The following is a 26,004-nucleotide window of genomic DNA, read 5'->3' as shown; positions in this document are numbered from 1 at the left end:
ATGGCCATACGTGCGGCCTGGTTGTCGTTCGTGGGCGGCCGGACGCAAGGCGAAATCGCTTCCCAGCTCGGTGTTTCTCCCGCCAAGGTACACCGCCTCATCGCACATGCCCAGCGTGAGGGCTATGTGAAGTTCCAGGTGGATGGCCGGCCCATGGAATGCCTGAAGCTGGAAAAAGAACTTTCCCACCACTTCGACCTGACAAATTGTATCGTGGCTCCGGATCTGGGCGGCGGTGACGACGAAAGCGCGTTGAGAGCTGTGGCGGTATCTGCAGCACAGTTTCTGTCTGGCCTCTTGAGCGGTACAAGTGTCAGTCGGCTTGGTGTGGGTATGGGGCGAACGTTGACCGCCGCCGTTGAAGCTTTGCCGAAGGTTTCGCGGTCAGACCTGGAAATCATGTCGATCTGTGGATCGCTCACCCGCACGCTTGCCGCAAACCCCTATGACATTGTGCAGAAGATGCAGGAACGCACTGGCGGTATCGGCTACTACCTGCCTGTGCCTTACTTTGCCGAAAATCAGGACGAGAGGGCAATGTTCCTCACCCAGCGCAGTGTTCAGGACCTGATGGAGCGCGCGCGTCAATCGGATGCATTTCTAATCGGAATTGGTTCGGTTGAAAATGAGGGTCACCTGGTTCAGCGCGGCATGATTACCAAGACAGAGCAGGAAGGGCTGCTTTCAGGGGGCGCAGTGTGCGACCTGATGGGCCGGTTCTTGACGATTGACGGAGAATTGGCGCCGGACCCGCTTGGCGATTGTGCCGTGGGTCTGCATTTTGAGGAAGTGCGTGGGCGCAGACTGATTGCGCTGGTGGGCGGAGAGAGCAAGGTGGATGCCACGCTTGCGGCTCTGCGCACCGGTGTCATTACCGACCTTGTGACAGACGAGACCCTTGCGAGGGCTTTGAGTGCACGGGTCGGATCGCAACTGGCACAGTCCGCGTGAATGCGGCTGGGTCACGAGGGGAAATGGGCAAGCTGAACGCAAAGCCCTGCATGTCGGAGGACATAAACGTGAAAAAGCTTCTTACCATGGGCACGGCGCTCGCCGGTCTGGCCTTTTCTGTCGCTGGTGCGATGGCGGCTGATATCAAGCCGGCAGTGCTCTACGACCTTGGTGGTCGTTTTGACAAGTCGTTCAACGAAGCAGCCTACACGGGTGCTGAGAAGTTCAAGGAAGACAACGGCGTCGAATATCGTGACTTTGAAATTCAGAACGACAGCCAGCGCGAGCAGGCTCTGCGTAACTTCGCAAAGCGCGGCATGAGCCCGATCGTTGCGATCGGTTTCTCGCAAGCCAACGCTGTCGAGAAAGTTGCTAAGGAATTCCCGGACCTTCAGTTCGCTATCGTCGACATGGTTGTGGATCTGCCAAATGTGCGTTCCATCCTCTTCAAGGAGCAAGAAGGCTCCTATGTTGTCGGCATGCTGGCGGCAATGGCTTCCGAAACCGGCAAAGTCGGTTTCGTTGGCGGCATGGACATCCCGTTGATCAGCAAATTCGCTTGCGGCTACAAGCAGGGTGTCAAATCCGTCAATGCCGACGCTGAAATCTTCGAAAACATGACCGGCACCACCGGTGCGGCCTGGAACGATCCGGTCAAGGGCGGCGAGCTGGCAAAGTCACAATTCGATCGTGGCGCTGATGTTGTCTATCACGCGGCCGGCGGTACGGGCATTGGCGTTCTTCAGGCAGCAGCTGATGCTGGCAAGCTCGGTATCGGCGTCGACAGCAACCAGAATGCGCTGCATCCCGGTTCCGTTCTGACATCAATGCTGAAACGCGTCGACATTGCCGTTTATCAGGCGTTTGAAGATGCTCAGAACGATACATGGTCCTCTGGCTTTGAAGTCCTCGGCCTCAAAGAGGGCGGCGTCGACTGGGCACTGGACGATCACAATGCAGAACTCGTCAATGATGAAATGAAGGCAGCTGTTGAGCTTGCCTCTCAGAAAATCATCTCAGGTGAGATCGAAGTCCACGACTATATGTCCGACCAGTCCTGCCCGTTCTAAGGCGGTACCAGACATTGGCCTCCGCGATTTTCCGCGGGGGCCATTCCATGAATTTCAAGACCGCTCAACCAGCGTTGCGGGGAGCCGGATGTTCTCTTTCAGGTCAGTTCTTTTTTCCGCTTTGATGGCCACTACGGTCTCAGCCACGTCCACTCTGGCCGATTCGGCCATCGTCTATTCGGTTGGCGGCAAGTTCGATGGTTCCTTCAATGAAAGCGCCTTCACGGGAGTAAAGCGTTTTCAGGAGGCCAGCGGCGAGAGTGTTCGTGAATTCGAACTCGAGCGGGATGCCCAAAGCCTGCAGGCGCTGCGCAATTTTGCCAGCCGGGGCAGCTCGCCGGTTGTGGCCATAGGGTTCAATCAGGCCAATGCGCTTGACCAGGTAGCGCCAACCTTTCCGGAAACGGACTTCGCGATTGTCGACATGGTCGTCGACCAGCCAAATGTCCGCTCGTATGTCTTTAAGGAGCATGAAGGCGCCTATATCGGGGGGCTGCTCGCAGCCATGGCGTCAAAAAGCGGAACCATAGGCTTTGTTGGCGGTATGGATATCCCGATCATTCAGCGGTTCCTCTGCGGGTACAAACAAGGTGCTCTTGATGCAAACTCTGACATCAGGGTTGTCTCGAACATGACCGGCGACACCCCGGCCGCATTTGCTGATCCGGTGCGCGGCGGAGAACTGGCAACAGGTCAGATCCAGCAAGGTGCGGACGTCATAATACAGGCTGCCGGCGGCACCGGCATCGGTGTTCTACAGGCGGCGGCAGACGCTGGCATTTTAGGTGTCGGCACGGATAGCAATCAGAACGGACTGCACCCGGGTAAGGTGCTGACATCCATCCGCAAGCGGGTAGACAACGCTGTTTTCGACAGTTTCACTTCCGCCAAGAACGGTGATTTCAAACCCGGCATTCAGGTGCTGGGTGTTGCCGACGGCGGCATGGACTGGGTTCTGGATGACAACAACAAGGATCTGATCACATCGGAGATGAAAGCTGCTGCCGATAAGGCGGTCGCCGGAATTTCGGACGGATCGATCAACGTTCACGACGTCGTTGCTGACGGAAAGTGTCCTTTCTGAGCGAAAGGCCCGTCAGCGGTGAGGGGGCAAGAATGATAAGCAAGATATGTCAGGCCTGGGGGAAGGCATGAGCGATACGCCGGCAATTGAACTGCGCAAGATCAACAAGAGTTTTGGGCCGGTCCACGCCAACAAGGATATCGACCTTGTTGTGAAGAAGGGCTCAATTCATGGCATCATTGGGGAAAACGGCGCGGGCAAATCAACGCTCATGTCCATTCTCTATGGCTTTTATGCAGCTGATGATGGCGACATTCTCATCAATGGCGAAAAGGTCACCATTTCAGATTCCAAGGCTGCCATCGGAATGGGGATCGGCATGGTTCACCAGCATTTCATGTTGGTCGACAATTTCTCCGTGCTGGAAAACGTTGTCCTTGGGGCGGAAGACAGTGCGTTGCTGGCCGGCGGATTGTCGCGCGCACGCACCACGCTCAAGCATCTTGAAGACGAATATGAGCTGCGCGTCGATCCCGATGCGTTGATCCAGGACCTGCCAGTGGGATTGCAGCAAAGGGTCGAAATCCTGAAAGCGCTTTATCGCAGTGCTGAGGTCTTGATCCTGGACGAGCCGACCGGGGTCCTGACACCAGCTGAGGCTGATCACCTCTTCAAGATCCTTGAAGTCCTGAAGAACGAGGGCAAGACGGTTCTTTTGATCACCCATAAGCTGCGCGAAATCATGAAAGTGACGGATACCGTTTCCGTCATGCGGCGCGGTGAAATGGTCGCAACGCGCGAAACTGCGAAGACCTCGATGGAAGAGTTGGCCGAACTGATGGTTGGCAGAAGCGTCCTTCTGCGGGTCGACAAGGACCCGGCCACCCCGGAAGCGCCGGTCATGGAAGTTGAAAACCTGACCGTGACCGACAGCCGCGGTGTGCAGGTGGTGAAAGATGTCAGCTTTACCGTGCGGGCAGGCGAGATCGTCGGCATCGCGGGTGTGTCGGGCAACGGACAGTCGGAACTGCTTGAAACCTTGTGCGGTATTCGCAGGGCGACCAGCGGCACATTGAAGATAAACGGTGAAACGATCGATCTTGGCACGAGCAGGCTGGACGCTGCCGATATGCGCGCCAAAAGCATGGGGCACGTGCCGGAAGACAGGCACCGGATGGGGTTGATCAACTCCTTTTATGAGTATGAAAACTCCATACTCGGCTATCACCGGGATCCGGCCTATTCGAAGGGCGTCTTGATGGATCTTGGCGCGATCAAGAAAAACGCCGTCGCCGAAATAGAAAAATACGATATCCGACCCCCGAATCCGATGCTGAAAACGGCCAACTTTTCCGGTGGCAATCAGCAGAAGATCGTGCTTGCCCGCGAGATCGAGCGCGATCCTGAAGTCTTGTTGGTCGGGCAACCAACGCGCGGCGTCGATATCGGTGCAATCGAGTTCATACACCGCCGCCTGGTAGAAATGCGAGACGCAGGTAAGGGGGTATTGCTCGTGTCCGTTGAGCTGGATGAAATTCGCGCGCTCTCGGACAGAGTTCTAGTGATGTTTGACGGCAAGATTGTCGGCGAACGAGGCGCAAATGCAGAAGAAGGCGAACTTGGCCTGCTGATGGCCGGTGTTGAAGACAACCAAACCGCGGCAGCAGGAGGCGCTCAATGAATTCCGGACAGCTTCCCCGCTGGGCCGACTATGGCCTTATTCCGTTTCTGAACCTGGCCGCTGCCTTTCTGGTTTCGGGTCTTGTTGTGGTTCTGATTGGTGAAAACCCCCTGGAGGCCGTGAAGATCCTCGTATGGGGGTCCCTCGGCTATGGTGAAGGCATCGGCTTCACGCTGTTTTATGCCACGAACTTCATTTTTACCGGCCTTGCTGTTGCCGTTGCGTTTCATGCCGGGCTCTTCAATATCGGTGGTGAAGGCCAGGCGTATATAGGTGGTCTCGGCGTGGCCTTTGCCTGCCTCGCACTGGACCAATATGTGCCCTGGTACGTAACGCTGCCCTTTGCAATCCTTGGGTCCGCCATGATGGGCGCAGCCTGGGCCTTGATCCCTGGCTGGCTGCAGGCAACGCGCGGCAGTCACGTTGTTATCACGACGATCATGTTCAACTTCATTGCGTCGTCGCTCATGGTCTATCTGCTGAACAACATCTTGAAGAAACCCGGTTCGATGCAATCGGAAACCCGCACTTTTGAGGAAGGCGGCCGCCTGCCGTTCCTCAATGACATTTTTCCGTCCTTCGGCTTCGGCTATGCGCCAGTCAACCTGTCGCTGTTCGTTGCGCTGGGGGCCTGCGTCCTTGTCTGGCTGCTGATATGGAGGACAAAACTCGGGTTTGAAATCCGCTCCTTCGGAGCCAATGCAACAGCAGCCGTCTATGCGGGCATTTCACCCGTGAAGACGATTGTGGTCACAATGCTGATTTCCGGCGGTCTCGCCGGCATGATGGCAATCAACGAAATCATGGGTTCTCAGCATCGGCTTTTGATCGACTTTGTGACGGGTTATGGCTTTGTCGGCATCGCAGTCGCGCTTATGGGCCGCGCCCACCCGGTCGGTATCGTTCTCGCAGCGGTGCTGTTTGGAATGCTTTATCAAGGAGGTGCGGAATTATCCTTCGAGATGCCAAGCATCACGCGTGATATGATCATCGTCATTCAAGGTCTTGTTATTCTGTTCGCCGGGGCACTGGAACACATGTTCCGGCCAACGATTGTCCGATTGTTTACGCCCTCAAGGGCCCTTAAGGCGAAGGAGGCGTAGACATGTTCGAAGTTCTGATCCTGACACTTGATTCCACTGTCCGTCTTTCAACTCCACTGCTTCTGGCATGTCTGGCCGGTCTTTATTCTGAACGCTCCGGCGTCGTTGACATCGGCCTTGAAGGCAAGATGCTGGGAGCCGCTTTCGGGGCCGGTGCCGTTGCCTACATCACTGCAAACGCTTGGCTTGGCCTGATGGCCGGCATTGCCGTTTCCGTCGCTCTTGGGCTGTTGCACGGCTTTGCCTCGATCACCAATCGCGGCAACCAGATCGTTTCCGGTGTCGCCATCAATTTCCTGGCGGCAGGCCTGACGGCACTTCTCGGCCAGACATGGTTCCAGCAAGGTGGGCGGACACCGTCCCTGCCGGATGGTGGACGTTTCAAGGATGTCGTCTGGCCGTTTGCCGAACAGATCCGCGAGGTGCCGTTTATCGGTCCGCTCTATGGCGAGTTGATTTCGGGACATAACCTCCTGGTCTATTCAGCCTTTCTTGCTGTACCGCTCACTTGGTGGGTTCTGTTCCGCAGCCGTTTCGGCTTGCGCCTGCGCGCGGTCGGCGAAAGTCCTGCCGCTGTGGATACCGCGGGCATTTCCGTCACCTGGCTGCGCTATCGTGCTGTTATCGCCTGCGGCATCCTGTGTGGATTTGCAGGTGCTTATCTATCGATCGCTCAGGGCTCGGGCTTTGGTGTGAACATGACCGCGGGCAAGGGCTTTATTGCACTGGCCGCGCTTATTTTTGCCAAGTGGCGTCCGGCCAGCGCAATGTTTGCCTGCCTGCTCTTCGGTTTTCTGGATGCTGTTTCCATCCGAATGCAGGGGCAGGAGATACCCGGGATTGGCGAAATTCCCGTCCAGTTCTTCCAGGCTCTGCCATACATCCTCACCGTGATCCTCCTGGCCGGCTTCATCGGCAAGGCGATCCCTCCAAAGGCAGCAGGTATCCCGTATCTAAAGGAACGTTCATGAGCGATGTGAACGCCCTCTTTGAAGCCGCCAGGGCGGTCCGCGAAAAGGCCTATGCGCCGTATTCGAATTTCCTTGTCGGGGCCGCATTGCGGACCCCGGACGGGAATGTCTTCACCGGGTGCAATGTTGAAAACGCTTCTTATCCGGTGAGCGTTTGTGCGGAAGGCGGCGCCGTCAGTGCTATGATCGCGGCCGGCCAACGCCAGATCGCCGAGGCGGTTGTGATTGGCGATGCGGCTTTGTGCACACCTTGCGGCATGTGCCGTCAGCGTTTGAAGGAATTCGGCACGGACGATCTGATCGTCCATGTCGCCGACTTAAACGGCATCCGACGCAGTTTCACAATGGATGAGCTGCTGCCGGCTGCATTTGAACTCGAAGACAAGAAGGACTGACCCTCCATGAGTGGTTACGGCCGTGAATGTGCGGATATTGTCCGCGCTGCCCGTCAGGGATCCTACAAGATTGGCATGATCCTTGGATCCGGTCTCGGAGCGCTTGCCGAGGAAATTGAAGACGCTGTGCGAATTCCTTATTCGCATCTGACCGAGTTTCCGATCTCCACTGTGACGTCTCATTCCAGCGAACTGGTAGCAGGTTCGCTCGCAGGTGTTCCTGTGGTGATCCTTTCTGGACGCGCGCACTATTATGAGAGCGGTGATCCGACGGTGATGCGTACACCTGTTGAAACACTGAAGGAACTTGGCTGCGAGATCCTGCTTGCGACCAATGCGGCGGGTTCACTGCGGGAAGAGGTTGCGCCGGGGTCTCCGATGCTGATTTCCGACCATATCAACTGGTCCGGCAAGAACCCGCTGATCGGCGAGGAAGACGAAAAGCGCTTTCTCGACATGAGTGCCGCGTATGACCCAGAACTTCGAGCCGCCATGAAAAAGGTGGCAGTTGAAACCGGAGATCCGGTCGCGGAAGGGGTCTATATGTGGTTCTCCGGCCCCTCTTTTGAGACGCCTGCCGAAATTCGTTTGGCCAAGATGCTGGGTGCTGATGCGGTCGGCATGTCCACGGTGCCGGAAGTCATCATGGCAAGGTTCCTGGGGTTGAGAGTGGCCGCGATGTCGATCGTCACGAACTACGGTGCGGGCTTGCAGGCCCATGCGCTGTCACACGATGAAACCAAATCGGTTGCCCTTCAGGGCATGGAACGGATGAAAGAGCTGGTGCGGGCATTTGTGAAGGAGGTCGGTGAATGAGTGACATGATCGAAATCGCAGCGCGTGCTCTCGGATTGGTTGATCTCACCAATTTGAATGACGATTGTACCGCTGAGGATATCACCAAACTGTGCGCGCGCACGGTCACAGACCACGGCTCTGTCGCAGCCGTTTGTGTCTGGCCGCGGTTTGTTGCGCAGGCCGCCAAGGAACTGACAGGCACAGGTGTCAAAGTGGCGACTGTCGTCAACTTTCCAGCCGGCGGTGAAGATACGGAGGCGGTGATTGCGGAAACCAGACAGGCGATTGCCGATGGTGCAGACGAAGTCGACCTGGTCATGCCGTACAAGGCCTTTGTCTCAGGCAGGAAGGGTTTTGCCGAAGAGCAGATCATTCGCATCAAGGCTGTTATCCCGGAAGGAGTACTCTTGAAGGTGATCCTGGAGACCGGCGAGATCAAGGACCCGCTGCTGATCCATGCTGCGTCAAACCTGGCCATTGCTGCTGGCGCAGATTTCATCAAGACCTCGACCGGCAAGGTTGCCGTCAACGCGACCCTCGAAGCTGCGGAAATCATGCTGACCGCGATTGAGGAGGCCCGCCGGGACGATGGGGAACGCGTCATCGGCTTCAAGCCTGCCGGAGGCATCAAGACCGCTGAAGATGCCGCAGCGTATCTGGCCGTCGCTGACAGGATCATGGGCCACAACTGGGTATCGGCGCATACGTTCCGTTTCGGTGCGAGCGGATTGCTGGATTCCCTGATTTCCACGATCGAAGGTCAGGAAATCGTCGATCACTCCCATCACGGCTACTAGGACGGCTTCAAGAAGGACAAAAAATGCTGCCGCAAGAAATTATCCGGAAAAAGCGCGACGGGGGAACGCTCGACGCGGAGGAGATCGCATTCTTCGTCAAGGGGCTCGCTGATGGTTCGGTTACGGAAGGCCAGGTCTCGGCGCTTGCAATGTCGGTCTTTTTCAAGGGACTGACCGTGGACGAGCGCGTGGCGCTCACCCTCGCCATGCGCGATAGCGGTGATGTCCTGGACTGGTCGGATGTCGACGCGCCTGTTCTCGACAAACACTCGACAGGTGGCGTTGGTGACAATGTGTCACTGATGCTTGCCCCGGCGCTCGCAGCCTGTGGTGCGGCCGTGCCGATGATTTCCGGCCGAGGTCTTGGACACACTGGCGGTACGCTCGACAAGTTCGACAGCATTCCGGGCTATCAGACACAACCGGACAATGTGCTGTTCAAGAAAGTGGTGAAGGAAGTTGGCTGCGCGATCATTGGCCAGACTGGAAACCTCGCACCCGCTGACAAGCGGTTTTATGCCATTCGGGATGTAACCGGCACCGTGGAGAGTGTGGATCTCATCACGGCTTCAATCTTGTCGAAGAAACTGGCGGCGGGTTTGCAAGGTCTGGTGCTCGACGTCAAATGGGGCACCGGTGCTTTCATGGCGAGCCTGGAAGAAGCGCGTGCGCTGGCGGAAAGTCTCGTGCTCGTTGCAAATGGCGCCGGACTGAAGACCACTGCGCTTCTCACCGACATGAATGAGCCCCTGGCATCTGCCGCCGGAAATGCTGTCGAGATGCAAAATGCCGTCGATTTTCTCAAAGGTACTGCCGTCGACAATCGGTTGTGGGACGTAACTGTGGCACAAGGTGGAGAACTGCTCGCATCCGGTTGTCTTGCGGCCTCTGCTGAGGATGGTTCACGGATGATGCGCCAGGCCTTTGAAAGCGGCAGGGCAGCGGAGAAATTCGGCCAGATGGTCAGCGCTCTCGGCGGGCCGGCAGACTTCCTCGAAAAAGCTGAGCTTTATTTGCCGAAGGCCCCAGTCGTGGCTCCGGTCTATGCCCAGCATGGCGGGGTTGTCACACAGGTGGATGCACGGGCCGTTGGCGTCGCCGTGGTGGCGCTTGGCGGCGGGCGTACGGCTGCTGCGGACGTCATCGATCATTCGGTTGGTCTCACCAGCTTGGCCGGTGTCGGCAACGCGGTCGATGCCGATGCGCCTCTTGCAATTGTGCATGCCAAGTCGGAGGCGGCTGCAGAAGCGACGGCTGCAGCCCTGCGCGAAGCCTATTCGGTCGGATCTGCGCGCGACGTCGTCGACCGTCAGAGTGTCGTCGACCGCATCGCTCCTTAAACGGCGACTGACGGTTGGCAAATGGTTGCCAGCCGCTCACCGGTCATTGAAGAACCGGCAACAACAACATCTGAGGAGATGCCCATGCCTCGTGCAATTCTGTGCGTATTGGACAGTTTCGGCATTGGCGGCGCGGCGGACGCCGAAGCGTTCGGCGATGCTGGATCCGACACATTGGGTCACATTGCCGAGCAGTGTGCGGCCGGAAAAGCAGACAAGGACGGACTTCGCAGCGGTCCCTTGAACGTGCCCAATATGGACAGGCTCGGTCTGGGCGCTGCCGGAAGACTGTCGACAGGCAAGGAAATTCCCGGGCTCGATTTTTCAGGGGACCCCGAAGGACTCTGGGGCTATGCGGCTGAGGTTTCAAACGGCAAGGACACGCCATCCGGGCATTGGGAAATTACCGGTGTTCCGGTTCGGTTCGACTGGGGCTATTTCCCTGAAACGGTGCCGACATTTCCGCAAGAGCTGATTGAAAAGATCAGTGAAAAAGCAGGAATGAACGGGATCCTTGGCAACAAACATGCTTCGGGTACCGTCATCATTGCCGAACTTGGTGAAGAGCATGTCAGTACGGGCAAGCCGATTTTCTACACCTCAGCAGATTCTGTCATCCAGATTGCCGCACATGAAGACCACTATGGCCTCGACAAGCTTTTTGAGCTTTGTGAGATCACGCGCGAATTCGCAGACCCCTACAATATTGGACGCGTGATCGCACGGCCATTCGTCGGAGACAGTGCCGACACATTCGAGCGGACTGCCAACAGACGTGACTACTCGGTTCTGCCTCCTGAACCGACACTTTTGGACCGGCTGACATCGGCGGGCCGAACTGTTTTTGGCATTGGCAAGATCTCGGACATCTTTGCGCATCAGGGCGTCTCCAAGGTCTTGAAAGGTGCCGGAAACGACCAGCTCTTCGACAAGACGCTCGAAGCCATGGAAATGGCACAGGATGGAGATCTTGTGTTTGCAAATTTCATCGATTTTGACTCGCTCTTCGGCCACCGACGTGATGTCCCTGGCTACGCCGCCGCACTTGAGCATTTCGACCGTCGACTGCCTGAAATGGTTGCCGCTCTGCGTGAAGGCGATCTGTTGCTACTGACTGCAGACCATGGCTGTGATCCGACTTGGAAGGGGACCGACCACACGCGTGAGAACGTGCCTGTTATCGGATGCGGTCCGGGAATTTCAGGGCGCAGCGTCGGTGGGCGCAAGACTTACGCCGATATCGGCGAGAGCATCGCAGTTCATCTGAATGTCGCCACCGGTCCAAACGGTGCCAGTTTTCTGTAGTCTGTTTGCAAAAGTCAGCCGCGGAAGGCCCAGACCAACTTGAGGATCAGCCGGATATGAATGTTTCAAGCCTTGTGCCGAAGGCGGAATTGCATTGTCACATCGAGGGGCTGCGCCGCCGTCTCTGGTCAAGCGCCTTGCCGAAGCTCATGGCCACGATGTGTCCGAGGTGATCGACGGCAACGGGAAATATGTCTGGTCGGATTTCACCACCTTTCTAAAGGCTTATGACGTTTCGAGCGGTGTCTTCAAGACACCTGCAGACTATGCCTTGCTGGCTGAAACCTATTTTCGGATGCTGGCCGCAGAAGGTGCGATCTACGGAGAAATATTCGTATCGCCCGACCACGCACAGGCTGCTGGCCTTTCCTACCGTTCCTATGTTGAAGGTCTGGCGACAGGAATGGAGAGAGCCAAGAATGAAACGGCCATAGAGGGGCGCATGATTGCCATAGGCGTTCGCCATTTTGGGGCGGCCTCCGTGGAGCGTGTCATCAAGGAGGTCATCGGCAACCCGCATCCGCTGGTGACAGGTTTTGGATTGGCGGGAGACGAACGGTCGGGGCATCCGGCCAATTTCGCCAAGGCTTTTCGAATGGCGTCCGAAGCCGGGCTCGGAACCACCGCCCATGCCGGAGAATTCGGAGGACCTGAGAGTGTAACAGCCGCATTGGAATTCCTGCGCGTCAAACGCCTCGGACATGGGGTGCGCGCGATCGAGGACAAGGATCTCGTCAAGCGTCTGATCGATGAAGAAGTCGTCCTGGAAGTTTGTCCCGGTTCCAATACTGCGCTCGGGGTCTATTCGCATCTGCGTTTTCACCCGGTGAATATCTTGCGTAAGGAAGGTGTCAAGATAACGCTGAATTCCGATGATCCCCCGTTCTTCGGCACAACGCTGGGCAAGGAGTATTCGTCGGTTTCCGAGACTTTCGACTGGACCTTTGAGGACCAGATGGAGATAACGCGCACAGCGCTCGAAGCGGCCTTTTGCGACGATGCCACTCGCAAGCGTTTGCTGGTCCGCCTCGACAGCGCCAGGGAGCAACCCGTTGAATGAACTTCAGGAGCTTCTCATGCCGCTGGGACTTCATTTAAGATTGGTAAGTTCATGAGCACTGAATTTGCCGCGCCGATCCTCTTCCAGCCACAGGAGGTGCGCCGCAAGGCCCACGCGTTTCTGGATTTGGGGGTTGCGGGAAAACTGAACCACGTTGTCTTAGACCTGACGAAGCTTGATGATGCGCTCGGCCTGGTTCTAGAAACGACAAAGCAAAACTACCCCGATTTCCAGATACCGCCATACGGGATCTGGCGCGCCTTTGAAGCAGGTGGCGTCGACCGCTGGTCCGCGATGGCAAGTGCCAGGGAATTTGAAACGGCGCAGGAAATGCTTTTGGCCGCTGCCGACCTGGCCGTGCTCGCTATGTTCATGAAAACCCGGCACCCGGCGAACTGGGTTTTTGAGGACCCGATGACCGGCTCGAAAGTCGATGGAGCCGATGCTTTGGCGCTGGCCGCCTTTCACATGTTCGCTTCCGGTTCATTTTCTGGCGAAATGACTGATCCCTACCGTGCAGACGCCGAGACGCTTGTTCGGCTTGACCTGAACGAACTGACTACCGGGCTTCAGTGGGATCGGGATACGGATCGGGATTTACTCAACACGATGCAGACCCATCTCAAACGTTTTGGCGAAGCCATGGCGTTGAGGCCCGATTTGTTTTCAGAAGGCAAGGTCACACGGCCAGGCGTCCTCGCGCTCCGTCTCGCAGGTGAAGCTGGTGCCGGCATAGATGCCAGCAAGCTGCTTGATAACCTGCTGGAGACATTCGCTCCGGTCTGGGACGGTGGCGCGAAGGTTGGTGACGTTGGTCTTGGTGACAGTTTCGACTACGCCGGCAATCTCACCGCTTCAGAGATGACGACAGTTCCGTTTCATTTGACTGCCCAGGAAATGGTCTATTCGCTGGTGGAACCCTTTGCCTGGGCTGGATTTGAAGTGACCGGCCTTGAAAACATCACGCCGCCATCAGACCTTGCCCATGCCGCTTTGTTTATTCACACGGGCGTTCTGGTGATCGGAGCCGAGAACGGCGAAGCTTTATCGGAACAGACAACAATTGACCGCATGATAGAACTTCGTTCAGTGAGCGCAGCCTTGGCGGACAAACTCGCAGACAGGCTACGCAGCGAACTTGATGTCAGTGCGGATCAAGTGCCTTTGACATGCATTCTGGAAGGCGGGACAAGCCGGACCGGGCATCGGATTTTGAGCCAGAATGCAAATCTTTTCAAAAAACTCGGGCAATACTTGAACCCCCGGACTGTTTTTTGGTTGCCGTTCGGGGCATAGGTCCTGAACATGCAGTGAAGTCACAATCTGACCGTGGGCGAACGGTCGTTGGTATCAAGAGAGGCAGATATGTCCGGAGCAAATGTCATCAGTCACCCGCTGGTTCAGCACAAGCTGACCATCATGCGCAACAAGGGGACCTCCACACAGGGTTTCCGGCGGTTGTTGCGAGAAATATCGACGCTGCTCTGCTACGAGGTCACCCGCGATCTGCCGCTTGTTCGCCAGACCATCGAAACACCACTTGCTGAAATGCAGGCGCCGATGCTAGCTGGCAAGAAACTGGTCTTTGCGTCTGTTCTGCGAGCCGGCAACGGACTTCTGGAGGGAATGCTTGAACTGGTTCCATCCGCACGTGTTGCTCATGTCGGGCTCTACCGCGATCCGGAAACACTGCAGCCGGTGGAATACTACTTCAAGGCCCCGGAAGACCTGAATGAGCGTCTGGTGATCGTTGTGGATCCGATGCTGGCAACGGCCAATTCGGCAATCGCCGCAGTTCAGAAACTGAAGGAAAGAGGGGCGAACAATATCCGGTTTCTCTGCCTGCTGGCAGCTCCCGAAGGTGTTGCGAAGTTCAACGAAATGCACTCGGATGTGCCGATCTATACGGCGGCCATCGACGAGAAGCTCAATGAAAAAGGTTATATCGTTCCAGGCCTCGGAGATGCAGGCGACCGCATGTACGGGACGAAATAGACTTTGCATTCACAATATGACAGTTACGATTGCGCGGCGGGTTCCTGCCGCGCTTTTTTCTTGCGCTTGGCGATGGGGCTTCTAACCTCAGGACCAAACGGGGAGGCAAAGAATGATCACGGTATTCGGATCCATTAATCTGGATCTGGTCGTTGCTGTACCGCGCCTGCCAGGTCCTGGAGAGACCGTGAGCGGTCCCGATCATCAAATGTTCCCGGGTGGCAAAGGTGCAAATCAGGCGCTGGCCGCTCGGCGCGCAGGATCGGCTGTGACGATGATCAGTGCTGTCGGGCAAGATACTTTTGCGGATTTGGCGCTGCAAAATCTGCGCGAAGCCGATGTTGACCTGTCCGGCGTCAGGTCGCTTCCAGGAACGACCGGCATCGCTTTGATAGGTATCGATCCGGTGGGCGAAAACCAGATCATCGTCGCCAGCGGTACGAATGCACGCGTCGATGCCGAATGGCTTTCAGAAGCGCTTGGGCCGGATTGCATCCTGCTGCTGCAGGGTGAAATCCCTTTCACCGAAAACCTGACATCAATGCAACGGGCCAAGTCCGAAGGTTCCAGTGTCATCTGGAATCCAGCCCCCGTTCCTGACGGCAATCTTCGCGAAGCCTTGGAGGTAACGGATGTATTGGTTGTGAATGAAAGTGAAGCGGCTCTGATCTCGTCCACTTTAGGGTTACCCGGGGAGCCGGATGCATTTCTGGCGCACTTCGCATCTGCAGGGCAGGTTGCCGTCATCACTCAAGGATCCAAAGGTGTCATTGCCGACGGTGGCGACGGCCCTGTCCGGTTTGGTGCCCCGAAAATAGAGGCCGTCGATACGACAGGGGCCGGCGATGCCTTTTGTGGCGCACTGGCGTCCGCGTTGGATCGGAACGCCCCCTTTTCCCGTGCACTTAAGGAAGGAATTTCAGCCGGCGCACTTGCCTGTACGGTGACGGGTGCCCAGACGAGTGCTCCGCACCGTGAAGACATCATGCGTCTTGCCGATCAAATTCTCTAAGGTGGTTTTACAGCCCGCTAAGGAAACCGTGGTAATCAGGCTGACCGATTGTTGTTTCGAGTTCGGACTAAAGGTCAGCCATGGCGCGATTTGTGCTGATATTGCTGTTTTTCATCGGGATAACCCCGTTTCTGCCAAATCTGCTGCAGAAGTTTGCACCTCATTTTGCGGCGGGCAACATCCAGTCTGCGGAAACAGCTGATCTTGACGATGCGCCGCAAGGCGACCGCAAACATCGTATCTCTGCCAACTATCAGGGCCAGTTCGTCGATTTGTTCAAAGTGAATGGACAAACAGTTGAGATGTTGGTGGATACCGGTGCAACGCACACCGTGTTGCCTGAATCGGTTGCCCGCGAAGTTGGCATTTTTCCGAAGGCAGCGGACTACAAATACGCTATCCGTACAGCCAATGGCACGGTTTATGGTGCCATGGCGGTAATCGACGGGATGCGGATCGGAAGCATTCGATTGAGAAACCTGGATGCCCTGGTCTTGAAGGATCAAAGCCTTGGTCAACCGCTGCTCGGTATGTCCGCGCTCAATCAACTGGACCGGTTTGACATTTCAAACGGGACGCTAGTACTGATTCAGTAGTCAAAGGAAGCTTCTGAGTTTTATTCAATTCGTTCAACCGAGTAGCCCCGAAAAAAATCAATTGCGAGGTATTGATGTTCCCGAAACCTGTGGCAAGCCTGAAGCCGAACACGCTCGAATATGAATCCTTGCCCATGGTCAAACCGACAGGGTTCCGGGAGTATGACGCCCGTTGGCTTTTCGAGGAAGAAATCAACCTGATGGGCATGCAGGCACTTGGTATGGGTATCGGAACCCTGATCCATGAGCGCGGCGTAAGACCTGACATTGCCGTCGGACACGACTTCCGTGGCTATTCCGCTTCCATCAAGATGGCCGTGATCAACGGGTTGCTGGCGGCCGGTGTCAACGTACATGACATCGGGCTGGCATTGTCGCCGATGGCCTATTTTTCACAATTCGCATTGGATGTTCCCGCTGTCGCCATGATCACGGCATCCCACAATGACAATGGATGGACCGGCGTCAAAATGGGGATAGACAGACCTTTGACATTTGGTCCGGACGAAATGGGCCGCCTTAAGGAAATCGTCCTGGGCGCCGCGTTTGACCTGAAAGGTGGCGGCAGCTACCGGTTCGTCGATGGCTTCCCGGAGGTCTATGCCAAAGACCTGACGGACAGGCCCAAACTGAAACGCCCGATCAAGGTGGTCGCAGCTTGCGGCAACGGCACCGCAGGAGCTTTCGCGCCAAAGATCCTTGAGGCACTTGGTGCAGAGGTCATTCCGCTGGATGCGGAACTGGATCATACGTTTCCGAGATACAATCCGAACCCGGAAGACATGCAGATGCTTCATGCATTGCGGGACAAGGTTCTGGAAGTCGGCGCGGAAGTCGGTCTGGGTTTTGATGGAGACGGTGACCGTTGCGGCGTCGTCGACAATGAAGGCGAAGAGATCTTCGCCGACAAGGTTGGCGTCATGCTGGCGCGTGATATTTCCGCCCTGCATTCGAACAGCCAGTTCGTGGTCGATGTGAAATCAACCGGGCTTTACCATACCGATCCTGTCCTCCAGGCCAACGGTGCAAAGACCGACTACTACAAAACCGGCCATTCCTATATCAAACGCCGGGTCAGGGACCTGAACGCGGTCGTCGGATTTGAAAAATCAGGGCACTACTTTTTCAATCAGCCGATTGGACGAGGTTATGATGACGGTCTCGTGTCCGCCATCGCAATTCTCGACATGCTAGACCGTAGCCCGAACAGGACAATGGCGGACCTGCGGCGCGATCTTCCCAAGACCTGGGGGTCGCCGACCATGTCTCCAAAGTGCGCCGATGAAATCAAATACGATGTCATCGATCGAGTGGTGTCGAAATTTCAGGGTATGAAGGAAAAGGGTGAAACTGTTGCGGGGCAGGCGATTACTGACCTGATTACAGTCAATGGTGTGCGTGTCGTCAGTGAGGACGGAACCTGGGGACTGGTTCGTGCCTCTTCGAACAAGCCTGAACTGGTGGTCGTGGTCGAAAGTCCTGTTTCAGAGGATCGTCTGCACGCCATGTTCAAGGCCGTCGATGGTATTCTGCGCGAAAACCCGGAAGTCGGCGATTACAATCAGACAATCTGATTACAGGCTGAGAGCCACGCCGATGAGTGCTTTGGCGTGGGCTTGACCTTGCGGCCAGGCGCAACGAATGATCCCGCCGACCGGAAGTGTTCGGAAAACACGCCCGAGACGGGTCTACGGAGAATTGCATGATCAATGAATTCGGGTCACTTCCCGATGGAACTGTTGTTCAGGAAATCACCTTGAAGAAGGGTGTCTTGGAAGCTTCGATCCTGACCCTGGGCGCGGTTATCCGGGACTTGAAAGTGGCTGGGCAAACGGTTGTGCTCGGTTTTGATGACTTGCAAAGCTACCTGGATCATTCCCCCTATTTTGGGGTAATCGCCGGGCGATGCGCCAACCGCATCGCCCACGGAAAAATGAGCGTTGACGGAATCGAATACCAGCTGGACTGCAATGATGGAGGCCGCAATCACCTTCACGGTGGCTCTGAAGGGTTCTCAAACCGCGTCTGGCAGATTGAGCAAAGCGACAAGGCCAGTGTGCTCTTGAAACTGGTTTCTGAAGACGGTGAGATGGGCTACCCGGGTCGTGTCGAAGCGCTTGTCCGGTATACGCTTACCGGCTCTGGAGCCTTGCGCGTCAAGATTACGGCAAAGACTGACAAAACGACACCGGTCAACCTGACTCAGCACGCCTATTTTAATCTGGATGGCAGTAACACCATCCTGAACCATACGCTTGAAGTTGCTGCAGAAAGCTATTTACCCGTGGATGAGGATCTGATCCCGACGGGAGAGATCAGGAACGTTGCCTGGACGGCGTTTGATTTTCAGGACGGCCGAAAACTGAAACGCAAACCCGGTGAAGAAGACACATTTTACGATCATAATTTCTGCTTGGCGGACGCACCGCGCGACCAGGTTGCCTTCGCTGCGGCATTGGAAGACGGCGTGGGTGATAGGCGTATGGAAATCTGGACCACGGAACCCGGTCTTCAGTTGTACGATGCCGGAAAGTTGAATGTTACCGTTCCTGGGCTGGGTGGAAAACTCTACGGCCCACATGCTGGTCTGTGTCTGGAAGCGCAGCGTTGGCCCGACAGTGTCAACAGACCAAACTTCACAAATGTTCTGTTGCGGCCTACAGAGACTTATAGTCATGTGACGGAATTCCGTTTTTCGTAAGATCAGATAGACTAAGATCTGCGGGTGAATCCAAAGCGGGACTGGGGAGAAGTTTTTGAAGACCGTTTTTTCAGACACCCAGCTTGCCCACGCGCCAAAGCAGGAGATTTCTGACGGTGAATTGAAACCCGCCGTCGAGATTCCGAGCCGGGCCGAAATAGTTCTTGAAACCGTTAAAAGTCGGAAAGTCGGCGAAATCGTTTCACCGGAAGAGTTTCCGGTCAGGCCCCTTCAAAGGGTGCATTCTCCTGAATATGTCGGCTTCTTGGAGGAGTTCTGGAGCAAATGGCTGGCAGCGGGCCGCTCCAACGAGGCCTTCCCGTTTGTATGGCCGATCAGAAGCCTCCGGCAGGACATCAAGGTGAACCACATTGACGGATTGCTCGGCCGATATTCGATGGACGCCGGAACTCCGCTGGGTGAAAATACCTTCAAGGCGGCTCGTGCCTCTGCCGACACGGCCCTGACGGCGTCGAAATTTCTCCTGGAAGGAGATCAATCCGCATTCGCACTGTGCCGGCCGCCTGGACACCACGCCGGTTTTGATTTTTTTGGCGGGTATTGTTTCCTCAACAATGCGGCCATCGCAGCGCAGTATCTGCGCGACTACGGATTGCATCGCATCGCTATTCTGGATGTCGACTATCATCATGGAAACGGCACGCAGGCGCTTTTCTATGACCGGCCCGACATCCTGTTTTTGTCCATTCACGCTGACCCGAAGGATGAATATCCTTATTTTCTCGGTTATGCCGACGAAACGGGCGAACACGCCGGGACGGGCTTCACGCGCAATTGGCCGCTCCCGCTTGGCACAGACTGGGACGGCTATACTCCTGCACTTGAAGAAGCGTGCCGCTGGCTTTTGGTGTACAAGCCGGACGCAATGATCGTTTCGCTCGGCATGGATTGTTATGAGAACGATCCGATCTCCGGTTTCCGCTTCAAAAGCGATGACTTCACCCGCCTCGGCGAACGGTTGAAGAAAGTCGGTGTGCCGACCTTGTTCGTCATGGAGGGTGGTTATGCCGTCGACGCGCTGGGCACGAACTGTGTAAATGTGCTTGAAGGATTTGCCGGCTAAGGAAGCTTTAGTTTGCGAGCAAGCCACGTTTGCAGAGGTCCTGCCGCAATGTGCTGGCCTCCAGGAAATGATGCGCTTCCATCCCGACTTTCCTGGCTGCCTCAACATTGGCCTCGGAATCATCGATGAAAAAACATGCACTGGGCTTGAGGCCATTTCGCTCAAACAGAACCTGATAGATCCTGGGATCCGGTTTGATCAGGCGTTCTTCTGCTGAAACCACGATGTCGACAAAACTTGTTTTAAGAAACGGGAAGCGAACCAGGCACTCCGCAAACTTTTCGTTTGAAAAATTGGTGACCGCAAAAAGCGGGATGTCCGTTTCTTGAAGCTCCTGAAGGATCTGGCGTGTCCCGGCAACTTCGCCAGGTATCATCTCGTGCCATCGATCTGAATAAGCTGCGATCAGATCTGCCTTGTCCGGATGAAGTACACAAAGCGTATCAACAGCCTCTGCCCAGGAGCGTCCTAGGTCCTGTTGAAGGTTCCAGTTCATGTTGCAAACGTTTTGGAGAAAATCCGTTCTTTCCGCCGTATCTGGAATGAGGCGACGATAAAGATGTTCAGGATTCCATTCGATCAGGACATTTCCTATATCGAATACCACGGTCGTGATAACGTCATTCATGGGCTGATCCGGTCAACGTTTTTAGGGTACAAGATAGGTGAGATAAGAATTTGCGTTTTCTCCCAGAAGGTTATGTCGGAATTGCGACGCGGACAGAAAACGCCGCCGGGTTTATTGCACTCATTCTCTTTTTGATTGTCTTCGCCGGTTCAACACTTGCCCAGGAAAGTACCGAATTGCCGGATCGGCTTCGTCTTGGTGTAGTGGTTGCCGCAGACGAAAACGCCAGGGATAGAGTTGAGCCGTTTCGGCTTGCACTTGAAGATATTGCCGACTTACCGGTTGATCTCTTTTTAATGGATACAATGGGCGATGCCGTGGAAGCGATAGCTGAAGGGCGCATTGACTACGCACGCCTGTCACCCTCCGCCTATGCGGCAGCATACAGGCTTTGCAGTTGCATCGAACCTTTGGTCACCGCTGGGCCGGATGACTTCCCGGCGCGTTTTTATGCCATCCTTGTCGGTAAGCGTGGCGATGCGAAAATATCGCTTGCGGACCTGAAAGGTGTCCGCCTTGCCGTTGGTGGCAGAAACAGTTCGACTGGCTACCGCGTTCCCTTGGCAAATCTTGCGGCCGACGGTGTCGACGTTAAATCGCATTTCAGCACGCTGGTAGTAGTTCAGGATCCCGTCGACGGGATCCGCGCGTTACTGGATGGCCGGGTCCAAGCGGCTCTTGCCTGGTCGACCTTGGCGGGAGAGGCAAAAAACGGATACACGGCCGGAACGCTCAACGACTATTACGTGAGCGGTGGGCGTGGATTTAAGGATCTTGAGATTGTCTGGCGCTCGCCCCCCATACCCTATTCTGCTCACAGTCTGGGAAAAGGTCTGCCGGATGTGCTGAAACGCCGATTGAGAGCCGGGCTCATGGATATGCGGCGAGAGGACCCAGGCGCTTATCTGGCCATTGAACCCGATCTGCCGGGTGGCTTCGAACCGGTTGTTCATGCTGATTATCGCCCGGTTGTGCGCACTTACGAAGATGCCTTTGCAGGCGTGCTCGAACCGTCTGGCCGATAGGTTTTGGAATTTCTCGGAATTCAGCGCGTTGAAGCGTCGGCGTACAGGAGTGTTTCCGTGTGCCGACGGATCATTTCTTCTTCATTGGTTGGAATGACCAGCACCTTGGTCTGAGAATTGGCGGCGGAAATATCTTCTTCCCGCGCTGTGTTCCGGGCCTCGTCAATCGACAATCCAAGCCAATCCTGCTCAGCACAGACCCGTTGCCGGATGAGCGCAGCGTTTTCGCCGATACCACCGGTGAATACGAGCGTGTCCAGGCCATTCAGAACCGCGGCCATGGCGCCAAGTTCACGCCGAATGCGAAATACGAAATAATCGATTGCCTCTGCGGCGCGCGGATCGGTGCTTTCGCTTAAACTGCGCATGTCCTGGCTGATGCCGGATAGGCCCTTAAGACCGGAATTCCTGTAGAGCAGATCTGAGACCGCGTCGGCGCTCATGCCTTTTGTAGTCAAAAGATAAAGAACGACACCTGGGTCGAGCTGTCCGCATCGGGTGCCCATCGGCAACCCGTCCAATGCCGTAAAGCCCATCGTCGAACCGATGCTTTGGCCATTGCGGATGGCGCACATGGAAGCGCCGTTTCCCAAATGAGCGACGACGACCTTGCCTTGGAAAACCTCCGGTCGCGTCTCCTGCAGATAACTGCAGATGAATTCGTAGGAAAGCCCGTGGAAGCCGTACCGGCGGACACCTTCATCATAAAGAGATCTGGGAAGAGCGAATGTATCGTTGACCCAGGGATGCTTGCGGTGGAAGGCGGTGTCAAAGCAAGCCGTCTGCAAAGCGTCCGGGAATGCAGCGCGCGCGGCCTCTATCCCGGCAAGATTGTGAGGCTGATGCAGCGGCGCCAGGGGTTCGAGTTCCTTGAGATCACGAAGAACCGTGTCGGTTATCGTTAAAGGTCTCGTGTGAGAAACGCCGCCATGGACAACCCGGTGGCCAACGGCGTCAACCGGAAGACCTCCGAGTTCCTGTTCAAGAACCGGTAAAAGCGCAGCCAGCGCCGTCCTGTGGGTTCTTCCTTCTTCGCCTTCTAGGGCGCGATCAATCGTCAGACCGGAGGCCTGAGATACCAGCGCAAGATGTGTTTCGGCACCCAACCCCGAGATCTGTCCTTTGAGCTGCTCAATCGTTGCGGAATAGAGCGAAAATTTGATTGAGGAGGAACCGGAATTCAGGACGAGGATAACCGGGGCCACGCTCACTCTTCCTCGCGGTCGAGTATTCCGGCTGGAACACCGCTCTTCTGCCAATGCACATAAAGCATTGCCAACGCGCATGAGGCGAGGCGGGCGCGGCCGTCATCCGCGCGGCTTGTCAGCATGACCGGAACCTTCGCGCCTATGACGAGGCCTGCTGCTTCTGCGTGAGCGATGAAAGTGAGTTCTTTAGCCAGCATGTTGCCGGATTCAAGGTTGGGCACGATCAGGACTTCCGCATGCCCGGCAACCAGCGAGGTAATTCCCTTTGTCCGTGCTGCCTGGACATCGATTGCATTGTCCATTGCCAGAGGACCGTCCACAACTGCTCCGCTGATTTGGCCCCGCTCGGCCATCTTCGAAAGAATCGCCGCATCAAGGCTGGAAGGAATGGCGGGATTAACGGTCTCGATCGCGGACAAGATGCCGACGCGCGGCGTGTCCAGACCCAGCGACCGGGCGGCATCAATCGCGTTTTGCGTGATGTCGACCTTGGTGTTGAGGTCGGGTGAAATGTTGATCGCCGCGTCCGAAATCAGCACCGGCGTTTTGCGACCGGGAATATCCATGACAAAGACATGGCTGATCCGTCGTTTGGTTCTGAGGCCTCCATCGCGTTTGACCACATGTTTCAGCAGGTGATCGGTGTGAAGGTGGCCCTTCATGACCGCTTTGACACGTCCTTCATGAACCATTGCAACCGCACGTCCAGCTGCTTCCGATTCATCCTCGATATCAATCAGCTCAAACTGGCTGATGTCCTCATTCAATTCGCTTGCGGCGTTTTCGATCCGGTCTCTTGCCCCGATTAAGACGGGAACGATCAATCCCTCCCTGGCAGCTAGGAGGGCACCCTCCAGAGAGTTCGGATCATCTGGTGCAGCAACCGCTGTCGGCATGGCCGGCAGGGTTTTGGCCAACTCAATCATCCGATTGAAGTGGCGATGTCGCTGGACGAGAAGCGCAGGAATTTCGCTGGCGTCGAATTCAATTGTTTCTGTCGGGGCGCGGACTTCAGAAATACCTTCAACTAGCCTGACGCCGTCTTCACGGGTCACAGACATGTCAAAGAGGACAATATTGTCAGGCCGTTTCTCGGTGGCAGTCACCTTGACGGTCAGTTTGTCGCCTACAGCTGCACGACCCAGGAAGCGGAAGGACTGAGCCTTATAGACGCTGCCGGGGCCGGGCAGAATGTTGCCAAGTACCGCAGACGCGAGACCTCCGACCCACATGGCCGGTGCCATCGGTTTGTCGATCTTGCCGTCTCCGGTCCAGTCGGTGTCGGGCAGATGAATTGGATTGCGATTTCCTGATGCGTGGGCAAAAACCAAAAGATCGTTGGAAGAGCACTCCCGGACGATCTCCGCTGTGTCGCCTATCTCGATCTGTTCATACGTCTTGTTTGTCGCCATCGACCAATATTCCCGAGTTCAATTTGCGTATTGCGACGCAACATCCTGCGGGAGAGTAGCGGGATTGTATGACGAAACAAGTGCGTTGAGTGATTTGATCCCGCTGCCCTTCACGCCATCCCAGATTTGTCAGCTGTCAGCAATCAGAGCAGGCAACGGTGTTGGTCAGGCGCGGTCTAAGATAATAAATATCGCCTAGGTCTATGGCCGAATCACGTTCAAAAACTTCGGTGAAGATGCCAGCGAAGGTCGGCGTATAAGTCAGGCTCACCTGACCGACGACTATGGAAGTGTTCGCCACGGCGACAGTGCCCGGAAGTGTTATCGGAGGCACAGCTCCCTTCGCCCAGGGGGTGCCATCAGCGTTGTTGTAGCTCCAATCGACGGAGGCATCACCATCTTCATCGAATGTTACGCTCGCAATGGTGATACCGAGAGTAGTTGCAGGGTAGGGGGTCAAGATCTTTTCGCCAAGATCCATTATTCCCTGGAGATCGTTCTTGTCGACAGTTTGTGCCTGAGCAACTAGATCGGTAACGGAGTTGGCTATACGGCTGACCTTGCGGTCTTGATTCAGGGCACCTGTCGCCTCCTCCATGCCGATAAGAATAATCAGCATCAACGGCAGGATAAGTGCAAACTCCACTGCAGAAACAGCACGGGTGTCGGCCTGAAGCCGACGCCAGATGGCGACAATTGTTGACGAGGCCTTGGGCCTACGGGAGGCCCTGCTATTCCCAAGGTTCATTTCGAAACACCAATGTTGATGTGAGATGACGTTCGGTGCCGTGGTCAGCCAAGTTGAGCGACAGCAGGGATGTAATCATGGGCCAACGGTAAACAACACTCACGAAGACGATTGCTCCGGATTTATTGGCATCGTCTACATAACTGGAGTCTTCTACCAGATTGCCGTCGCCATCATACATATTGATATCCGATGTCGCCGAAAAACTTGCGATATTGTCAACTACAACAACGATACGTTCCGTGCTGCAAAGGAATGCTGGTAGTGCGTTGCAGATTTCACCTTCGAAGTCGTCAGCGCCGAAACCTGAGGTTTGTGCTTGGCCGGTCCTAATCATTCTCGATGCTTCGATAACCGCATTGTCCAGCATCCGGTTCACCATGTGAATGAGCCCGACTTCGACAATTCCGAACAAGAGCAGAAAGAACGGGATTGCGACGAGACTGAATTCGATCGCTGTCGCACCACTTTCGTCTTTGCGGATAGAAAAGAAACGTCGCCGAAAACGTGGCATGGTATTTCTTTTGCTCAAACGCATGTTTCTAAGACTCCAAGGTCAAAGCTTAAGACCCACCACCGGCCGCCTGGACGGCAAGTTCGTTGCGGGCGGTTGCTTGTTCGGCGGTTTCCTTGAAAGCGTCGTTGTTGTCCCCGAGTCGAAGCGTCGGTTCGCAGGTTGGGCTGCAGGACAGCGTCACGCGAGAAGACTTTTTGTAAACGGATACGACACCCTCTTCAGACGCGCGAACCGTAATGATTTCATCAACGATCGGCTTGTTGTTCTCGTCGAGAATAACGAGGTTCGTTGTGCCGTAGCTCTTGCCGGTAATGACGACAGTGTTTTGGTCAAACATTGAGACATCGGCAATAAAGGGATTTCCAACAATAACGGCAGACGCGCCATCATCTATCCGGAATACCTTTGCACGGTCGACGGTGACCATGACCGGCCCATCTTGGGCGATTGCGACGCCAGCTTGAAACACAAGCGTGAACACGCTCGTCCATTTGATCAGCTTTTTAAACATGCCTATGGGTACTCCATATCGGGCTTTTCTCGCGATATGATGCAGCAAACGTGGTGAACGATCTGCTAACGG

General features: G+C 55.7%; 25 protein-coding genes and 1 pseudogene. 20 read left to right on the top strand and 6 right to left on the bottom strand.

What is annotated here, in order from left to right; genetic code table 11:
• The 19 genes and pseudogenes from ACZ1HV_RS11495 to ACZ1HV_RS11405 all read left to right on the top strand — a co-directional run bounded on the left by ACZ1HV_RS11495 (position 1) and on the right by ACZ1HV_RS11405 (position 19,883).
• Complete coding sequence (locus ACZ1HV_RS11495; protein ID WP_298822109.1) at positions 1 to 951, top strand: sugar-binding transcriptional regulator; 951 nt, start codon at positions 1 to 3, stop codon at positions 949 to 951.
• 86 nt (positions 952 to 1,037) lie between these two features.
• Positions 1,038 to 2,021 (top strand): BMP family lipoprotein, encoded by a 984-nt coding sequence (locus ACZ1HV_RS11490; protein WP_298822169.1) that lies wholly within the window; start codon positions 1,038 to 1,040, stop codon positions 2,019 to 2,021.
• An 88-nt stretch (positions 2,022 to 2,109) separates the two neighbouring features.
• Entirely contained in the window at positions 2,110 to 3,105 is a 996-nt protein-coding gene (locus ACZ1HV_RS11485) for a BMP family lipoprotein (protein ID WP_472718151.1), read from the top strand.
• A gap of 67 nt (positions 3,106 to 3,172) precedes the next feature.
• Positions 3,173 to 4,726 carry an ABC transporter ATP-binding protein gene (locus ACZ1HV_RS11480; protein ID WP_298960602.1) on the top strand — a complete coding sequence of 518 codons (1,554 nt, stop codon included), beginning with the start codon at positions 3,173 to 3,175 and terminating at the stop codon, positions 4,724 to 4,726.
• A complete protein-coding gene (locus tag ACZ1HV_RS11475) occupies positions 4,723 to 5,829 on the top strand; it encodes an ABC transporter permease (RefSeq protein WP_298960599.1) in 1,107 nt (368 codons plus the stop codon). Before ACZ1HV_RS11480 ends, ACZ1HV_RS11475 begins: the two co-directional genes overlap by 4 nt.
• A 2-nt stretch (positions 5,830 to 5,831) precedes the next feature.
• Positions 5,832 to 6,800, top strand: a complete 969-nt coding sequence (locus ACZ1HV_RS11470; RefSeq protein WP_298822113.1) for an ABC transporter permease — start codon at positions 5,832 to 5,834, stop codon at positions 6,798 to 6,800.
• A complete protein-coding gene (locus tag ACZ1HV_RS11465) occupies positions 6,797 to 7,195 on the top strand; it encodes a cytidine deaminase (protein ID WP_298982775.1) in 399 nt (132 codons plus the stop codon). The genes ACZ1HV_RS11470 and ACZ1HV_RS11465 overlap by 4 nt, the downstream gene beginning before the upstream one ends.
• A gap of 6 nt (positions 7,196 to 7,201) precedes the next feature.
• A complete protein-coding gene (locus ACZ1HV_RS11460; RefSeq protein WP_472718150.1) occupies positions 7,202 to 8,011 on the top strand; it encodes a purine-nucleoside phosphorylase in 810 nt (269 codons plus the stop codon).
• Complete coding sequence (gene deoC / locus ACZ1HV_RS11455; protein ID WP_472718149.1) at positions 8,008 to 8,790, top strand: deoxyribose-phosphate aldolase; 783 nt, start codon at positions 8,008 to 8,010, stop codon at positions 8,788 to 8,790. Before ACZ1HV_RS11460 ends, deoC begins: the two co-directional genes overlap by 4 nt.
• A 23-nt stretch (positions 8,791 to 8,813) precedes the next feature.
• Complete coding sequence (gene deoA / locus ACZ1HV_RS11450) at positions 8,814 to 10,130, top strand: thymidine phosphorylase (RefSeq protein ID WP_472718148.1); 1,317 nt, start codon at positions 8,814 to 8,816, stop codon at positions 10,128 to 10,130.
• Positions 10,131 to 10,214: 84 nt separating this feature from the next.
• Entirely contained in the window at positions 10,215 to 11,435 is a 1,221-nt protein-coding gene (locus tag ACZ1HV_RS11445) for a phosphopentomutase (RefSeq protein ID WP_472718147.1), read from the top strand.
• Positions 11,436 to 11,491: 56 nt separating this feature from the next.
• A pseudogene (locus ACZ1HV_RS11440) lies at positions 11,492 to 12,495 on the top strand (adenosine deaminase).
• 51 nt (positions 12,496 to 12,546) lie between these two features.
• Positions 12,547 to 13,791 carry a DUF1688 family protein gene (locus tag ACZ1HV_RS11435; RefSeq protein ID WP_472718146.1) on the top strand — a complete coding sequence of 415 codons (1,245 nt, stop codon included), beginning with the start codon at positions 12,547 to 12,549 and terminating at the stop codon, positions 13,789 to 13,791.
• Between the two features lie 69 nt (positions 13,792 to 13,860).
• The gene (gene upp / locus ACZ1HV_RS11430; protein WP_298822121.1) at positions 13,861 to 14,490 is read left to right on the top strand and encodes a uracil phosphoribosyltransferase; all 630 of its coding nucleotides are present in this window, start codon (positions 13,861 to 13,863) and stop codon (positions 14,488 to 14,490) included.
• Positions 14,491 to 14,602: 112 nt separating this feature from the next.
• On the top strand, positions 14,603 to 15,502 hold the full coding sequence (locus tag ACZ1HV_RS11425) for a ribokinase (protein WP_298960579.1): 900 nt from the start codon (positions 14,603 to 14,605) through the stop codon (positions 15,500 to 15,502).
• An 80-nt stretch (positions 15,503 to 15,582) separates the two neighbouring features.
• The gene (locus ACZ1HV_RS11420; RefSeq protein WP_298822123.1) at positions 15,583 to 16,098 is read left to right on the top strand and encodes a retropepsin-like aspartic protease family protein; all 516 of its coding nucleotides are present in this window, start codon (positions 15,583 to 15,585) and stop codon (positions 16,096 to 16,098) included.
• 74 nt (positions 16,099 to 16,172) lie between these two features.
• Complete coding sequence (locus tag ACZ1HV_RS11415) at positions 16,173 to 17,672, top strand: phosphomannomutase/phosphoglucomutase (RefSeq protein WP_472718145.1); 1,500 nt, start codon at positions 16,173 to 16,175, stop codon at positions 17,670 to 17,672.
• Between the two features lie 128 nt (positions 17,673 to 17,800).
• A complete protein-coding gene (locus ACZ1HV_RS11410) occupies positions 17,801 to 18,799 on the top strand; it encodes an aldose epimerase family protein (protein ID WP_472718144.1) in 999 nt (332 codons plus the stop codon).
• A gap of 55 nt (positions 18,800 to 18,854) precedes the next feature.
• Positions 18,855 to 19,883 carry a histone deacetylase family protein gene (locus tag ACZ1HV_RS11405; RefSeq protein ID WP_298982755.1) on the top strand — a complete coding sequence of 343 codons (1,029 nt, stop codon included), beginning with the start codon at positions 18,855 to 18,857 and terminating at the stop codon, positions 19,881 to 19,883.
• Between the two features lie 7 nt (positions 19,884 to 19,890).
• Here ACZ1HV_RS11405 and ACZ1HV_RS11400 read toward each other — a convergent pair whose 3' ends face one another.
• A complete protein-coding gene (locus ACZ1HV_RS11400; protein ID WP_472718143.1) occupies positions 19,891 to 20,511 on the bottom strand; it encodes an HAD family hydrolase in 621 nt (206 codons plus the stop codon).
• 50 nt (positions 20,512 to 20,561) lie between these two features.
• Between ACZ1HV_RS11400 and ACZ1HV_RS11395 the strand changes: the two genes are divergently transcribed.
• Positions 20,562 to 21,536: a phosphate/phosphite/phosphonate ABC transporter substrate-binding protein gene (locus ACZ1HV_RS11395; RefSeq protein ID WP_472718142.1), complete on the top strand. Its 975-nt coding sequence runs from the start codon at positions 20,562 to 20,564 to the stop codon at positions 21,534 to 21,536.
• A gap of 20 nt (positions 21,537 to 21,556) precedes the next feature.
• Here the strand turns inward: ACZ1HV_RS11395 and ACZ1HV_RS11390 are convergent, their stop codons facing one another.
• From ACZ1HV_RS11390 to ACZ1HV_RS11370, 5 genes are all read right to left on the bottom strand, one after another.
• On the bottom strand, positions 21,557 to 22,741 hold the full coding sequence (locus ACZ1HV_RS11390; RefSeq protein WP_472718141.1) for an acetate/propionate family kinase: 1,185 nt from the start codon (positions 22,739 to 22,741) through the stop codon (positions 21,557 to 21,559).
• A 2-nt stretch (positions 22,742 to 22,743) separates the two neighbouring features.
• The gene (locus ACZ1HV_RS11385) at positions 22,744 to 24,156 is read right to left on the bottom strand and encodes a bifunctional enoyl-CoA hydratase/phosphate acetyltransferase (RefSeq protein ID WP_298822130.1); all 1,413 of its coding nucleotides are present in this window, start codon (positions 24,154 to 24,156) and stop codon (positions 22,744 to 22,746) included.
• A 136-nt stretch (positions 24,157 to 24,292) separates the two neighbouring features.
• On the bottom strand, positions 24,293 to 24,904 hold the full coding sequence (locus ACZ1HV_RS11380; RefSeq protein ID WP_472718140.1) for a TadE/TadG family type IV pilus assembly protein: 612 nt from the start codon (positions 24,902 to 24,904) through the stop codon (positions 24,293 to 24,295).
• A complete protein-coding gene (locus ACZ1HV_RS11375) occupies positions 24,888 to 25,418 on the bottom strand; it encodes a TadE/TadG family type IV pilus assembly protein (RefSeq protein WP_298960553.1) in 531 nt (176 codons plus the stop codon). Before ACZ1HV_RS11375 ends, ACZ1HV_RS11380 begins: the two co-directional genes overlap by 17 nt.
• A gap of 49 nt (positions 25,419 to 25,467) precedes the next feature.
• Complete coding sequence (locus tag ACZ1HV_RS11370) at positions 25,468 to 25,932, bottom strand: pilus assembly protein N-terminal domain-containing protein (RefSeq protein WP_298960551.1); 465 nt, start codon at positions 25,930 to 25,932, stop codon at positions 25,468 to 25,470.
• Positions 25,933 to 26,004 lie beyond the last annotated feature (72 nt).

The sequence above is a fragment of the Roseibium sp. JB4-4 genome, from assembly GCF_055693425.1.
This window is presented reverse-complemented; position numbering and strand designations above follow the sequence as displayed.

Coding starts and splice junctions, on each gene's coding strand:
- ACZ1HV_RS11495 (WP_298822109.1), top strand. CDS start 1: ATGGCCATACGTGCGGCCTGGTTGTCGTTCGTGGGCGGCCGGACGCAA.
- ACZ1HV_RS11490 (WP_298822169.1), top strand. CDS start 1,038: ATGGGCACGGCGCTCGCCGGTCTGGCCTTTTCTGTCGCTGGTGCGATG.
- ACZ1HV_RS11485 (WP_472718151.1), top strand. CDS start 2,110: ATGTTCTCTTTCAGGTCAGTTCTTTTTTCCGCTTTGATGGCCACTACG.
- ACZ1HV_RS11480 (WP_298960602.1), top strand. CDS start 3,173: ATGAGCGATACGCCGGCAATTGAACTGCGCAAGATCAACAAGAGTTTT.
- ACZ1HV_RS11475 (WP_298960599.1), top strand. CDS start 4,723: ATGAATTCCGGACAGCTTCCCCGCTGGGCCGACTATGGCCTTATTCCG.
- ACZ1HV_RS11470 (WP_298822113.1), top strand. CDS start 5,832: ATGTTCGAAGTTCTGATCCTGACACTTGATTCCACTGTCCGTCTTTCA.
- ACZ1HV_RS11465 (WP_298982775.1), top strand. CDS start 6,797: ATGAGCGATGTGAACGCCCTCTTTGAAGCCGCCAGGGCGGTCCGCGAA.
- ACZ1HV_RS11460 (WP_472718150.1), top strand. CDS start 7,202: ATGAGTGGTTACGGCCGTGAATGTGCGGATATTGTCCGCGCTGCCCGT.
- deoC (WP_472718149.1), top strand. CDS start 8,008: ATGAGTGACATGATCGAAATCGCAGCGCGTGCTCTCGGATTGGTTGAT.
- deoA (WP_472718148.1), top strand. CDS start 8,814: ATGCTGCCGCAAGAAATTATCCGGAAAAAGCGCGACGGGGGAACGCTC.
- ACZ1HV_RS11445 (WP_472718147.1), top strand. CDS start 10,215: ATGCCTCGTGCAATTCTGTGCGTATTGGACAGTTTCGGCATTGGCGGC.
- ACZ1HV_RS11435 (WP_472718146.1), top strand. CDS start 12,547: ATGAGCACTGAATTTGCCGCGCCGATCCTCTTCCAGCCACAGGAGGTG.
- upp (WP_298822121.1), top strand. CDS start 13,861: ATGTCCGGAGCAAATGTCATCAGTCACCCGCTGGTTCAGCACAAGCTG.
- ACZ1HV_RS11425 (WP_298960579.1), top strand. CDS start 14,603: ATGATCACGGTATTCGGATCCATTAATCTGGATCTGGTCGTTGCTGTA.
- ACZ1HV_RS11420 (WP_298822123.1), top strand. CDS start 15,583: ATGGCGCGATTTGTGCTGATATTGCTGTTTTTCATCGGGATAACCCCG.
- ACZ1HV_RS11415 (WP_472718145.1), top strand. CDS start 16,173: ATGTTCCCGAAACCTGTGGCAAGCCTGAAGCCGAACACGCTCGAATAT.
- ACZ1HV_RS11410 (WP_472718144.1), top strand. CDS start 17,801: ATGATCAATGAATTCGGGTCACTTCCCGATGGAACTGTTGTTCAGGAA.
- ACZ1HV_RS11400 (WP_472718143.1), bottom strand. CDS start 20,511: ATGAATGACGTTATCACGACCGTGGTATTCGATATAGGAAATGTCCTG.
- ACZ1HV_RS11385 (WP_298822130.1), bottom strand. CDS start 24,156: ATGGCGACAAACAAGACGTATGAACAGATCGAGATAGGCGACACAGCG.
- ACZ1HV_RS11380 (WP_472718140.1), bottom strand. CDS start 24,904: ATGAACCTTGGGAATAGCAGGGCCTCCCGTAGGCCCAAGGCCTCGTCA.
- ACZ1HV_RS11375 (WP_298960553.1), bottom strand. CDS start 25,418: ATGCCACGTTTTCGGCGACGTTTCTTTTCTATCCGCAAAGACGAAAGT.
- ACZ1HV_RS11370 (WP_298960551.1), bottom strand. CDS start 25,932: ATGTTTAAAAAGCTGATCAAATGGACGAGCGTGTTCACGCTTGTGTTT.